The 13,831-nt window shown below is 70.5% G+C and carries 6 protein-coding genes and 2 tRNA genes; 2 read left to right on the top strand and 6 right to left on the bottom strand.

Going from position 1 to position 13,831, the window contains the following annotated elements:
• Complete coding sequence (locus tag GGD82_RS05015) at positions 1–4,518, top strand: translocation/assembly module TamB domain-containing protein (RefSeq protein WP_150061938.1); 4,518 nt, start codon at positions 1–3, stop codon at positions 4,516–4,518.
• A 32-nt stretch (positions 4,519–4,550) separates the two neighbouring features.
• A complete protein-coding gene (locus tag GGD82_RS05020) occupies positions 4,551–5,168 on the top strand; it encodes a hypothetical protein (protein ID WP_150061937.1) in 618 nt (205 codons plus the stop codon).
• A 48-nt stretch (positions 5,169–5,216) separates the two neighbouring features.
• Here the strand turns inward: GGD82_RS05020 and GGD82_RS05025 are convergent.
• The 6 genes from GGD82_RS05025 to GGD82_RS05050 form a co-directional block, all read right to left on the bottom strand.
• Positions 5,217–5,293, bottom strand: a tRNA-His gene (locus tag GGD82_RS05025).
• 321 nt (positions 5,294–5,614) lie between these two features.
• Positions 5,615–6,772 (bottom strand): iron-containing alcohol dehydrogenase, encoded by a 1,158-nt coding sequence (locus GGD82_RS05030; RefSeq protein ID WP_150061936.1) that lies wholly within the window; start codon positions 6,770–6,772, stop codon positions 5,615–5,617.
• Positions 6,773–6,777: 5 nt separating this feature from the next.
• Entirely contained in the window at positions 6,778–8,160 is a 1,383-nt protein-coding gene (locus tag GGD82_RS05035) for an aldehyde dehydrogenase family protein (protein WP_150061935.1), read from the bottom strand.
• 173 nt (positions 8,161–8,333) lie between these two features.
• Entirely contained in the window at positions 8,334–11,879 is a 3,546-nt protein-coding gene (locus GGD82_RS05040; RefSeq protein WP_311731927.1) for an FAD-dependent oxidoreductase, read from the bottom strand.
• A 434-nt stretch (positions 11,880–12,313) separates the two neighbouring features.
• Positions 12,314–13,507 (bottom strand): MFS transporter, encoded by a 1,194-nt coding sequence (locus GGD82_RS05045; RefSeq protein WP_150061934.1) that lies wholly within the window; start codon positions 13,505–13,507, stop codon positions 12,314–12,316.
• A gap of 223 nt (positions 13,508–13,730) precedes the next feature.
• Positions 13,731–13,807, bottom strand: a tRNA-Pro gene (locus tag GGD82_RS05050).
• Positions 13,808–13,831 lie beyond the last annotated feature (24 nt).

Consider the following 13,831-nt stretch of genomic DNA (forward strand, 5'->3'; position numbering starts at 1 on the left):
ATGGCGGATCCCGCCGACCGGCTCGCACCGCACGCGCAAAAGCCCGCGCCTCCGCCCCGCCGCCGTCGTCGCTGGCTGCGGTGGGTGGGAGCCCTGGCGCTGGTCTTTGTTGTCCTTTTGGCGGGGCTGGCCGGCGCCGCGTGGTGGGTCCTGCGCACCGAAAACGGTCGGGCGTGGCTGACCGCCACCGCGCTGGACGCGATTAACGGCAGCGGCGCGGTCACGGTGCGCTTGGGCGCCCTGGAAGGCGACCTGCCGTTCTCCCTTGTACTGCGGGACCTGACGGTGACCGACCGCGACGGCCCGTGGCTCAGCGCGGACCGGCTGGCGCTGGCCTGGGAGCCCTGGGCCCTTCTGGGCGGCCGCCTGCATGTGCGCGCGATCAGCGCCACCGCCCTGTCCGTCGAGCGACCGCCCAACCTGCCGCCCTCCGACACCCCGGAGGAGCCCGAGGACGACGCCGGGATGGGCTTCGATCCGCGCACGCTGGGGCTGCTTCGGGTTGACCGGATCGCGTTCGAGGGCGTGCACCTGGGCGAGGCGCTGGTCGGGCAGCCGGTGCTGCTGGACGTCACCGGCCAGTTGGCGCCCGAGGGCACAGCCGACGCGCCTGATGCCATCACCGCCCGCCTGGACGCCCGCCGCATCGACGGTCACCCCGGGGATGCGCGGATCGGTGTGACCCTGAAGGGCCCGGATCTCGACCACCTCGCCGTGGATATCCGGGCCGCCGAGGACCAGGGCGGCATGGTGACCACCTTGGCAGGCCTGCCCGGCGCCGCCGCCTGGACCATCGGCCTCCAGGGGGACGGACCGATGGCGAACTGGCGGGGCACCCTGAGCGCCGACGCCGAGGGGCTGGCCGACCTGTCCGGCGCCCTCGCCCTGAACGTCGCCGATCTCGACGCGCCCTCCGTCACCCTATCGGCCACGGCCCAACCGCAGGAGGGTGCGCCGCCGGCATGGCAGGCCGCGCTGACGGAGCAGTTGGATCTGGCGCTCTCAGCCGCCCTGGACGACGACGGACGCATCACGCTGAGCGACCTGCGGCTGGCGAACGGCGCGCTGGAGGTCACGGGTTCGGCCACCGCGGATCCGGCCGCCGACACCGTCTCGGCCCGGCTGGAGACCGCCCTGACGCACCCCGACCGACTGGCGCCCCTGGTCGCCCTACCGCTGGACCGTGGAACCGCCATCGTCACCGCCGAGGGGCGGCTGACGGCGCCCACGGTGACGGCGCAGCTACAGACGGAGGGCCTGAGCGCCGGGGTCGGCGCCGACGCGCTGGCCCTGGACACCACCGTGACGCCGGATGGCCCCCTGGACGACGACGGGACTACCCTCGCCTTCGATCTGCGCGCCCACGCCGAGGGCCTGAGCGGTCCGCAGGTGGTGGCCGACCTGTTCCCCCACCCGCTCGACCTGACCGGCGCCGGCACGGTCGCGCTGGCGGACCGGCGCGTGACGGTCCAGACGCTGCGGCTGTCGGATGACCAGGGCGTGGCGCTGGACGTGACCGCCGAGGCTAAGCTCGCCCCGTCGCTTGACGGAACCGCCGAGGCGAACCTCACCCTGTCCCGCCTGGACCGGCTCGGCCCCGTGCTGGGCGGGCTGTCGCCGCGGGGGTCCGGTCTGGTGACCCTGTCCGACGTCACCCTCAACGCCGACGCCGTGGTGGCGGGCGATGTCCGCCTCGCGTTGGAGAACGCGAGCCTGGGCCTTCCGCAGGCCGACGCGGCGTTGGGCCCCGCCCCCACTCTGACGGCGCGCGTGACCTTCGACCCGGCGGCCGGGCTGACGGTGCGCGATCTGGCGCTGGACGGTGGCGCCGCCACGCTCGCCGGCGAGGCGACGATTCCGGCTGATTTCGCGGCGCTGGAGGCGGTTTTCACGGCCGACCTGACCGACCTGGGCATGGTGGTGGGCGACGCCTTGCGGGGGCCGCTGACGCTGGACGCCCAGCTTTCGGGGCCGCTGGCCGATCCAAACCTGACCGCCACGGCGCGGATGGTGACCGCCACCCTGGGCGGACAGGCCTGGGACGACATCGCCCTGGAGGCCACCGCCGAGGGTCTGGCGCGTGGGCCGTCCGGGGCGCTATCGCTCACCGGCTCGGGGCCCGGGGGTGTGGTTGACCTGACCATGGACTACGCCCTGCCCCAGTATGCCCGCCTATCATTCACGGAGCTGTCCGGGCGGATCCCGGGCACCCGGCTGACCGGTCAGGTCTCCGCCGATCTGGCCACACTGCTGGCGGACGGCGCCCTGCGCCTCGCCGTGGAAGAACCGGGCCGGCTGGCGGATTGGGGAGCCCCGCCCCTGGCCGGATCGCTGACCGCCGATGTCGTGCTCACCCCGTCGCCGGAGGGCCGCCAGAGTGTTACCGTGACGGCCGCCGCGCCCACCTTGCGGCTGCCGGACGGGGACGTGACGCTGGGCGCGCTGGATGTGCGGGCGGCGCTCACCGATGCGCTGGGCACGCCGGCCCTGGACGCCACCGTGACGTCAAGCGGCGGCGGCGCGGCCGGCCTGACGTGGGAGCGCCTGACCGCGACCGCGCGGGGGCCGCTCGCCGATCTCGCGGTCACGGCCGACCTGACTGGCGACGGTCCAACCGGCGCCCTCACACTCGCCACCGCCGCCCGGGTCCAGCCGCCCGGCCTCGCGGAGACCGCACAGGTTCGCCTGGAGCGCCTGGACCTGGAGACGCAGGGCCACGCCATCACCCTGCGCCAGCCGGGCACCCTGAGCCTCGTCGACGGCGCGCGCGTTGATCGTCTGGTGCTGGGCCTGGACGACGGCACCCTGACCGTATCGGGCGGCCAGGGCGGCAACGGTCTGGATGTTTCCGTGACGGCGGAGGGGCTGCCGCTGGCCCTGACGGACCTCGCGGCGCCGGACCTCGGCCTGGGCGGTCGCCTGGACCTGTCGGCGACGCTCTCCGGCCGCCTGCCCACCCCGCGCGGCACCCTCACCCTGACCGGGCGGGACGTCACCCTGGACGGCACCACCGACAGCCCGCCGCTGACGGCCGAGGTCACGGGACGCCTGGAGGGGGGCCGCCTGACGGCCGACGCCACCCTGCGCGGGCTGGCCGATACCCCCGGGCGCATAACCGCCGATGTGCCGGTGCGGCTGGGCGGTGGGACGGTGATCCCCGACTCCCAGCCGCTATCCCTGTCGGCGCAATGGAACGGCCCAATCGGCGCGGTGTGGGAGATGATTCCCATGGTCGTGGAACACCGCCTGTCGGGCGCACTGGCGTTGGATGCCACCGTCTCCGGCACCCTGGCGGCCCCGGCCGTGAACGCCACCGTACAGCTGTCCGACGGCCGCTATGAGCATCTGTCCGCCGGCACCCTGATCGACACCCTGTCGCTCGACGCGCGCGCCCAGGGCACGGACCACCTTGCCGTCACGCTGTCGGGAACCGATGGCGGCAACGGCCGACTTGAGGGCGACGGCGATATCCAACTGACCCCGGACGGCCCGGTGGGCGGGGTCCACGCCCGCCTGGACGACATGATCGTCGTGCGCCGCGACGATGTCACCGCCAGCGCCGACGCCACCATCGATGTCCGGCTGGAGGGCGACCGGGGCGCCGTCACCGGCGACATCCGCACCCGCGAGGTGCGCGTCGACCTGAACGCCATTGCCGGCGGTGGCTCCGTCACCACGCTGGATGTGGTGGAGATCGACGATGCAAACCTCGACGACCTGTCCGCGCTCGACGCCGGATCGCCCCGCCCGGACGGCGGCGGCGTCAGCGGAGACGATGCCCCGGACGAGGACACCGCCTTTCCGATCGCCCTCGACCTCACCGTGGACATGCCAAACCGGGTGTACGTCACCGGCCAGGGGCTCGACTCCGAATGGGCCGGCTCCCTGAAGATCGGCGGCACGGCGGCGATCCCGCGCGTGACGGGCACCATCGGAATCCGGCGCGGCAGTTTCGAGGCCGTGGGCAAGCAGTTGAACATCGAAACCGGAACCGTGCAGTTCGCCGGCGGCCGCCAGATCAATCCCCTGCTCGATGTGGTCGCGGTCTATCAGGCGGAGGAGATCGAAGCCCGCGTCGGCTTGACCGGCCCGGCCAACGATCCGGAGATCGTGCTGGACTCCGTGCCGCCGCGCCCGCGCGACGAGGTGCTGTCGCAAATCCTGTTCGGCAAGTCGAGCGGCGAGTTGACCACGCTGGAGACCGTACAGTTGGCCCGCGCCCTGGCCTCGCTGACCGGCGTGACCGGCGGCGGCGGCCCGGACGTTCTGGGGATGGTGCGCGGCGCGGTCGGCCTGGACGTGCTGCGCCTCGGCGGTGATGTGGCGGCCGGCGGCGCTGGGTTGGAGGCCGGACGCTACGTCAGCGACGACATTTATGTCGGGGTCGAGCAGGGCCTGGAGCCGGGCAGCGGCGGCGTCACCGTCGAGGTGGACCTCGGCGCCGGCTTCAAGGTAGAGAGCAAGGCCGGCCGTGCCGGCGATGGTGAGGTGGGTGTGTTGTGGCGCAAGGACTATTGAGGAGTCGACGCCGGGGGCTTGACCTGGCGGTCGTGGGGCTTCTGTTGGCATCCGTGGCGATTCCGGCCCAAGCCGCCGTGGACCCGCGCCCGCCGGGACCGAAGCCGCCACCGCCCGGCACGTTGTCCCCGTTGCGGCCCATCGAGGGCACGACCCTGGCCACCTTCGCCCCGGACGGCTGGGGCTACCGGCTCGAACTGCCAGCGGACTGGCTGGTGCAGACACCCGCGCCCTACACCGTGGTGGTCTCCGGCCCGGCCGGCACGGAGGCCTATTTCGCGCCCATCGCCGTGCAGAACGTGAAAGCCGCCGTGCCCGGGGATTCGGTCGCGTCCGCGTCGCAGGCGCTGGCAGACCATGTCGCGGGCATGCGCACGCGCTATGCCGGCCTGACCGTGGCCCGGGAGGAACCGTTCCGCCCGCCTGCGGGCGCCGCCGACGGCGACCGCGACACCTTGCCGACGGGGCGTCAGGTGGTTCTGGACTGGTCCGGTGAGTCCGGCCCGATGCGGCAATGGGTGGTCGCCCGCCCCCGCCCCCGGGCGGCAGTGGTGCACCTGTGGACCTACACGGCCGACCGCGCGCTGTTCGACGCGCTGCTGCCGGAAGCCCGGGCCGTTCTGGACGGCTGGTCGCTCATCGGGGAGTAGGGGAACGAGTCAGGGGGGAGAAGTGAGACGCGGGACCGGAGAGAGGACTGGGGCGAGTAGTCGGATTTGAACCGACGACCTCTTGGACCACAACCAAGCGCTCTAACCAACTGAGCTATACCCGCCATCGGGGGCGATCTCACGGTCCGCGCGTCTCGCGCCGGACGAACCGGCGAAGGGCGCGTGATGTAGCCTATCCCGCGCCCGCCGTCAAGACCGTCGCGGCCTTTGAAGGGGGACCGGGGTTGAGAGGACGACGGAACCGACCGGCGCCGCCGCACCCCAGCCCTCCCCTCTTCCGGCGAGGGGAAGGGAATGCCGATCCCTCTCTATACAGATCGACGATTGACCGGACTCATCCGGTCAATCGCCTCCGCCGCTTCGCGGCGCCGGTGCCGTCGCACCGGCCCGTCGACGCAGGACGCCTTTTCATGCGTCGACGGGTGTTACAAACACGCCTCGTACAGGTCGCGCAAGTTGTTCGGGTTCAGCGGCACCGGATTGCCGCCCGCGCTGGGATCCTCGGCGGCCATGGCGGCCATTTCATCCAGCCGATCGCGGCCCACGCCCATGGCGCTCAGCGTGTCGGGAATGCCGAGCGCGGCCCGCAAGCCGAGCACATAATCCATGAACCCATCGAACCCGCCCGCAATGCCCAGATAGGCCGCCAGCCGCACGATCCGGTCCTCGATGGCCGCCCGGTTGAACCGCAGCACCGTCGGCATCACGCAGGCGTTGGTCGTACCGTGGTGGGTGTTGTAGATCGCGCCCACCGGGTGGGACAGCGCGTGCATGCCACCCAGCCCCTTCTGGAACGCGACCGCGCCCATGCCGGCCGCCGCCATCATGTGCGCCCGGGCCTCCAGGTCCTTGCCGTCGCTGTGGGCACGCGGCAGGTAGTCCTTGATGAGCCGCAGGGCCTCCAGCGCGATGCCCTGGGACATCGGGTGGTAGAAGGGCGAGCAATAGGCCTCCAGGCTGTGCGCGAAGGCGTCCATGCCCGTCCCGGCGGTGATCGCGGGCGGCAGGCCGATGGTCAGCTCCGGATCGCAGATCACCACGGCCGGCAGCATCTTCGGATGGAAGATGATCTTCTTGACGTGGGTCTCGCTGTTGGTGACCACGCCGGCCCGGCCGAACTCGGAGCCGGTGCCCGCCGTGGTCGGCACCGCCACGATCGGCGCGATGGCCGTCGCGTCGGCGCGGGTCCACCAGTCGCCGATGTCCTCGAAGTCCCACACCGGGCGGGTCTGGCCGTGCATGAACGCGATCAGCTTCCCCAGGTCGAGACCGGAGCCGCCGCCGAACGCCACCACGCCGTCATGCCCGCCGTCCTTAAAGGCCGCGATACCGGCGGCCATGTTGACCTCGGTCGGGTTGGGCTGCACGTCACTGAACAGGCCCGGCTTCAGCCCGGCCTCTTCCAGAACGGCCAGCGTGGCCGTCGTGATCGGCAGCGAGGCCAAGCCCGCGTCCGTCACCAGCAGCGGCCGGGTGATGCCGGCGGCGGCACAGGCGTCGGCCAGTTCCTTGATACGGCCGGCACCAAAACGGATGGCGGTCGGATAGCTCCAGTTCGCGCTCGGACTCGGAATCGGACTCATGGGGCTTACGCCTTCTTCAGGTGGTAGGACTTCGGACGGGTCAGGTTGTGGAACCCGATCGGCGACAGGGCGCCGCCACGGCCGGTGTCCTTGCAGCCGGTCCAGCACAGCGCGGGGTCGAGGTAGTCGGCCCGGTTCATGAACACGGTCCCGGTCTCGATGCGCGCGCCCAGGGCCTCGGCCCGGGCCACGTCGCGCGTCCACAGCGAGGCGGTGAGGCCATACGGGCTGTCGTTCATCAGGGCCAGCGCCTCGTCGTCGTTCTCGACCTTCATGATGCCCACGACGGGACCGAAGCTCTCGTCCTTCATGACCCGCATGTCGTGGCTCACGTTGGTCAGGATCTGCGGCGCCAGATAGGCGCCGCCGTCATCAGCCGGGAAGGCCGCCGCATCCACCATCGGCACGGCGCCGGCCGCGACGGCCTCCGCGACCTGCCCGCGCACCTCGGCGGCGAAGCGCACATTGGCCATGGGGCCGAGCGTCGTTGTCTCCTCCAGCGGATTGCCGAGCGTCAGCTTGGAGACCTCGGCCACCGCCTTCTCGACGAACGTGTCGTACAGAGAGGCGGTCACATACACCCGCTCAATCCCGCAGCAGCACTGGCCGCTGTTGAACATGGCGCCGTCCATCAGCACCGCGACGGCGGCGTCGAGGTCGGCGTCCTCCATCACATAGCCGGGGTCCTTGCCGCCCAGTTCCAGGCCCAGCCCCGTGAAGGTGCCGGCGGCCGCCTTTTCGATCGCCTTGCCGCCGTTCACCGAGCCGGTGAAGTTGATGAAGTTGAACGCGCGCGCCCCGATCAGCGCTTCGGTCGTCGGGTGATCGAGGAACAGGTTCATGAACACGTCCTCGGGCACGCCCGCCTCGACGAAGGCCCGCACCATGCGCTCGCCCACCAGCAAGGTCTGGGTGGCGTGCTTCAGCACCACGGTGTTGCCGGCCATCAGGGCGGGCGCCACCGTGTTGATCGCCGTCATGTACGGGTAGTTCCACGGCGCGATGACGAACACCACGCCCTGGGGTTCCCGCGTGATGAAGCGGCGGAAGGCCGAGCCGTCCTCGGCCACCAACGGTGCCAGGGTCTCGGCCGCGATGCCCGCCATATAGGCCGCGCGTTCCTTGACGCCGCCGAACTCACCCCCGAAGCGCACCGGCCGGCCCATCATCCAGGCCAGTTCGGGCACCACGTCGTCGTTCATGGCGCCCAGACGCGCCACACCGGCCATCACCAGATCGATGCGCTCCTTGAGCGGACGGGCCGCCCAATCCTTCTGGGCCTTGCGAGCACGGGCCACGGCCATGGAGGCCTCGGTTCCGGTCGCGACCGGACGTTCCGCGTAGACAGACCCGTCAACGGGAGAGATCAGCTTCAGCGTCTTGGTCATGTGTGCCTTCTTTGGCTGGGAGTCCTCGCACGCACGGTACGGGTCCGGCGGAAGCGGTGCTCCGGCCGGCCATCCGACGGGCCGGAGTTGTACTCCCGCTGGGTCCCGTTTTCCACTCGCCGCACACGCCCGCCGGCCAACATCCTCCCGGCACGATAGCGAGACCGCGACCTTTACTCAGCCGCAACGCCCCGCGCACCCAGACGGTGCAGGCAGTGGTCGATCCAGGCCCGCGTCAGCTTTTCCTGGGCGGTGTTCTGCCCCAGGCGCTCATGCAGCGCCTTGAAGTCCACCGTGTCGAGCGACTGGTCCTGGTTGAAGCACGAGAACACAATGGTGCGCGCGCCGCTGACCGGATCCACATGGGGTTGCAGGCACTGGGCGCAGATTTCCTTCATCATGCACTGCATCGGGCTGTTGATGGAGCCGATGCCCACCGTCCCCGCCTTGATCATGGGCGCCAGCACGTCGTGCCGCGCCTGCCCCACCGCCTGCATCATCCGGTCGGAGCCGATGGCGATGACGCGGTCGACATCGGCCAGCGACACCGACGCCTCGCCCAGCGACCCGTTCCCATAGGCAACCATGGCCTGGACGATGTTGCCCACGAAGGTCTTGTCCTGCGGCCGTTCCGGCGTGAAGCCGGGCGCCTCGTCGCAGCACCAGACGACCACATCGGCGGCCTCCAGGATCTCCGGCACCTTGAAGCGGTCGCGCATGGCCTTATAGCCGGCGAAGTACAACACCTTGGACCCCGCCGCCCGCAGCGCCTTGCCGATGGAGAACAGCACCGCGTTGCCGAGTCCGCCGCCGGCCAGCAGCACCGTCTCGTCGGACGGGATCTCGGTCGGCGCACCGGTCGGTCCCATCACCACGACGGGCTCCCCGGGCTTCAGCAGCGCGCACAGATCGGACGAGCCGCCCATCTCCAGCACGATCATGGACAGCAGGCCGGCCTCCCTGTCCACCCAGGCACCGGTCAGGGCCAGACCTTCCATCGCCAGCAGGGTGTTCTCGGCATGGACCGCCAGCCGCTCGAAGTTCTGCAGCCGGTAGAACTGCCCCGGCTCGAACCGCTCGGCGGCCAACGGCGCCCGCACCACCACCTCGATGATGGTCGGGGTCAGGCGCTCCACCGAATGCACCACCGGGCGAAGCTGCGCGTTCAGGCGGGCGAACAGGGCCTCGCGGGGTTCGGACCCGGCCGTCCGGCGCGCCAGCGCGCGGCTGATGACCGGATAGGCCCGCAGCGCCGACCCAAAGGCCGTCACCACGTTGCCGGCGAACGACGGGTGCAGGTCGCCCAGGAAGCTCATGGACGTGCCGTCGTCGTTGAGCTGCATCAGGATGTCGGTCTGCGCCGGCTTCGACCGAGGCTCCGGCGTCACCGGCTCCCCCGCCTCGTTCACGGCCTGGAAATACTTGCCGTCGAGGGCGAAGCGACCGACGTGCTCCCGCGCCAGGGTCGTATTGGGCACCGTGCCGGCGGCGACGATGATTGTGCGGGCGAGGATGGTGCGCCGTTCCTTGGTGTCGCGGTGCTCCACCACAAGCGCCTCGGCGTGACCGAACCGGTCCGGCTCGACGCGGACGGGGCTCCACAGCTCGGAAATGGAGATGCCCTCCTGCAGGGCCTTGTCCACCTCCTCGTGGTTGTTGCGATAGGCCGGCGAGTCGGTCAGCAGGCGGCGATAAACCAGGGTCGAGCCGCCCCACTCCTGCAACAGCTCGCGGATGCGCGGCGCCCGCCCCTCGGCGACGGCGGCTTCGCGTTCGGCCCGGATGGCACGACCATGGGCGAGGAATTCGTCCATGGTAGCCTGCTCTTCCTCGGTCCAGCCGGCGCGCACGGCGGCCTCGCCGCGCTCGGCGACCAGGGCCTCATGCCGGGCCAGCATCTTCTCGACCTGGACGGGGTAATACGCCAAGGCCTCCGTGCAGGCGTCCACGGCGGTCAGACCGCCGCCGATCACCACCACGGGCAACCGCACCTGGAGGTTCGCGACGCTGTCCGGCCGCGCCGCCCCGGTGAGCTGCAAGGCCATCAGGAAGTCCGACGCCTGCCGGACGCCGCGTGCCAGACCGTTTTCCATCGGCACGATGGTCGGCTTGCCCGCCCCCATGCACAGCGCAACATGGTCGAAGCCCATGGCATAGGCGTCGTCCGGCGCCAGGGTGCTGCCGTAGCGCACGCCGCCGATCATGGCGAACTCGGCCCGGCGTTCCAGCAACAGGCGGATGACGGTCAGGAAGTTCTTGTCCCACCGCACCGTGATGCCGTACTCGGCCACGCCGCCGAAGCCGCCCATGACGCGGCTGCCCAGCGGCTCCTTCAGCGCCTCGAAATCGCGGATCGGGCTGAACCCGACCCGCTGGCCCAGCACGTCCACGCCGGACAGAGCCGGGTCCAAAGGCTCGATCTTCAGACCGTCGATCCCGACCACATCGTGACCGTCGTTCATCAGGTGGTGCGCCAGCGAATAGCCGGCCGGCCCCAGCCCGACGACCAGCACGCGCTTGCCGGTGTCCGGGCGCGGCAGCGGGCGACGGATGTTCAGTGGGTTCCAGCGGGTCAGCAGGCTGTAGACCTCGAACCCCCAAGGCAGCGCCAGCACGTCCTTCAGCACCCGGGTCTCGGCCTGCGGGATGTTGACCGGATCGCGCTTCTGCTTCTGATAGATGCAGGCGACCATGCAGTCGTTGCAGATGCGGTGCCCGGTGCCGGCGCACAGCGGGTTGTCGATCGTCACGATGCCGAGCGCGCCGACGAAGATGCCCTTCGTCTTGGCCTCGTGCATCTCGCTGATCTTTTCCTCCAGCGGGCAGCCGAGCATATCGCGGCCCAGCGCGTTTTCCTGCACCGCGCCGGTCTTGCGGTCCTTGAGCCCGGTCGAGCAGCTGTCGTTGCCCTGGTGGTGGCAGAAGATGCAGTAGTGCGCCTCGTCCAGCCCGTGGGTCCGATCCGCGCCCGGATCGGTCAGATCGAAGCCCTCGCGCCGCCGCTGATGATGCGCCGGCAGACGCACGCAGGGCAGCGGGCCGGCGTCATCGCCCTCCAGCGGGATCAAAGCCATCGGGTCGTTCTTCGCCGGCTGGCGGAACAGCACCCCGCGCGGGAAGCGGTGTCGGCCCTTCGGCGTCAGCCCCGCCCAGGCGGCGAAGCGCATGGCGAGATCGAGCGCGTCGGCATTGGCGGCCTCGTCCTCCATCCAGGCCATGACACGCGCGGCGAACACCATCTCGGTCACGGCCTCGCCCAGACGCGCGGCCAGTTCGGCCTCCAGCGCCGGGCCGTCCAGATCGGCGGCCGCCTCCGGCTTGATCTTCTTGAACGCGATCCGCTGCACGAACAGTCGCTTGCATGCAAACAATACGGCCAAACGATCATGGTCGGCGGCGGCATCGCGAATCTCCGCCCCGATGCCGAACATCAGCCCCAGGAAGTCCTGAAGGTGTGGCGCCAGATCCAGGAGCAGCGCGGACTCGCCCTTGCGGTCGAGGCTGTCCGGCGCGCCCCGCGCCTCCGCCAGCCGGGCCTGAAGATCCGCGTCCGCCTCGCCCAGATGCCCCAGGAAGGCCGCGTCCACCTTGGCCAGACCCGGCTTGGTGTAGAGATCGGTGAACCCGAGCCCGAAGGCCAGGGGCATGTCAGAGGCGTCCGCGATGGCGCGGGAAGAGGTGGAGGGCGCGCCGTCCACGCGCGAAAGGCTGTCGTCCATGAGGGCTGTTCCGATCCCTGCCTGTCGTTCTGGAAAGGGTCCGTCGACGATGCGCGCACGACCCGGCCACCGCCCGTTTGGATTCCGGGCGCGGACTATGTCAGGTGTTCTGCCACAGGCGTTCGTCAAGGGGAACGTGGAATATAGTCGAGGGCCGGCGCGGGGCGTGCCGCCGCGCCCACCGAATAGGCCAGCTCGGCACTGGAGAAGCCCCACACTGTCGCGCCGCGGCCCGGCACTCAGGGCACCTCAAGGTCCCGCCGCTGCGCCACGATCACGTCGGCCAGCGCGTCGGCCACGGCGTGATCCGGCCAGATCGGCGTGCGTCACCAGAAGAATGGGACGCGTCATCGGACGGCCGTCCGGCGACTGCGCGGCACGACAGCGAAACCCCGCCGACCACGCCATGAAATGCGGCAGAACCTGCGGGAGCATTACGACGGGAGCCGCCGCGCCCGCACCCCGAAGGCCAGCACAACCCCGACCGACGGCAACGCAAGGATCAGAAAGGCGGGCTGCGGGCCGATGGCGTCGATCAACGCGGCGGCGACGGCCGGACCCACAACGCTCCCCGCGGCTGCCGCGATGAGCGCCGCTGTGAACCCGGTCGATCCTCGACCGGGAAACAGCCGAAGCGTCCAAAACGAGAGGACCGCACTGATCACCATCACCGCAGCCCCATGGAGCCCCGCCGAAATGATGACGCCGGTCAGGGACCCGGGCACCAACCCCACCAACACGAGCGAGCACGCAAACGCCGCGAAGATCACCGCGACGAGCGCCGAGAGACCGATGCGCGCCTCGATCCAGGCGGTTGCAAGCCCAAGCAGTCCGACCAGCCCATAGCTGACAAAGATCACCGGCGAAGCCGCGTGGTCGGCGAAGCCGGCCCCCCCTCCGGCCGCCACGACGTGGTCCGCCGCAAAGGAGAGATAGACCGCATTCGTCGCCCCGTAGACCAGCGATGCGGCGTAGAGCGGGAGCCGGCTGGGATGCAGCAGAACGGACGCGCTGGCGGCAGCGGCGTCCGGTGTGGCGCGACCACGCGGCAGACCAATGACGGCGGCGAGCGTGGCAACCACGCCCGCGACGCTGAACACCCCCCAGGCCGCGCGCCAACTCAGGACACCCGAACTCACGGCCAGGGCAAGGCCGCCGGCGGCCGCCACCCCGAGCGTCGTGCCCGTTGCCACGGCCGACAGCGTCACGGTGTGGCGGGACGGCAGGACGATACGCTCGGTGGCATCGTTGAACGGGACCCAGCAGAACCCAGCACTCGTTCCCGCAAGGGCGACTCCGACCGCGAGAAGGACAGCATCGGCGCTCACGCCAACGAGTGCGAAGCCAGCGACGGCCGCCAGGACGCCCGCAACCACGGGCACGCGGGGACCGATCCGGTTCCCGAGCCACGCCGTCAGCGGCAGGGCGATGAGAAAGGCCAGAAAGCCCCCGCTGGCGATCCAACCGGCCTGGGCTGTGCTGAGGTCAAAGGCTTGGCGGAACGTGGGAAGGAACAGGCCAAACCCCATGCGGGCCGGGCCGAAAGCTATTGCCGTCGCCATGAACCCCGCCAAAGCCAGACGGCGGGCCCCCGCTGGTGCGTTGATCGTCGCAAGGAACCTTGGCAAGGCGCCCCTCCTGTCGTTCGCGGTGAGCGCGGACGGGTGAATGGGTGGCTGCGTTTGGTGGACGGTTGCCCGCGGGCTCACCGAGCGCGTCTCTGCGCGTTTCAGCCCGGATGTTCTACGGGGCGCGGTCACCGCTTTGGAGTAAGCGGTTTAAATGAACCGGGACGCACTGTCCTGCGGAACAGAAAAGGGGCGCTAAGTCTTTGACCTAGCGCCCCTTTTTTGGTCGGAGTGAGAGGATTCGAACCTCCGGCCCCTGCCTCCCGAAGACAGTGCTCTACCAGGCTGAGCTACACTCCGTCCGGGCCCGCCGCTGTCGCGCGG

Source organism: Roseospira marina, assembly GCF_014197855.1.
Classification (GTDB): domain Bacteria; phylum Pseudomonadota; class Alphaproteobacteria; order Rhodospirillales; family Rhodospirillaceae; genus Rhodospira; species Rhodospira marina.

Coding starts and splice junctions, on each gene's coding strand:
- GGD82_RS05015 (WP_150061938.1), top strand. CDS start 1: ATGGCGGATCCCGCCGACCGGCTCGCACCGCACGCGCAAAAGCCCGCG.
- GGD82_RS05030 (WP_150061936.1), bottom strand. CDS start 6,772: ATGAGTCCGATTCCGAGTCCGAGCGCGAACTGGAGCTATCCGACCGCC.
- GGD82_RS05035 (WP_150061935.1), bottom strand. CDS start 8,160: ATGACCAAGACGCTGAAGCTGATCTCTCCCGTTGACGGGTCTGTCTAC.
- GGD82_RS05040 (WP_311731927.1), bottom strand. CDS start 11,879: ATGGACGACAGCCTTTCGCGCGTGGACGGCGCGCCCTCCACCTCTTCC.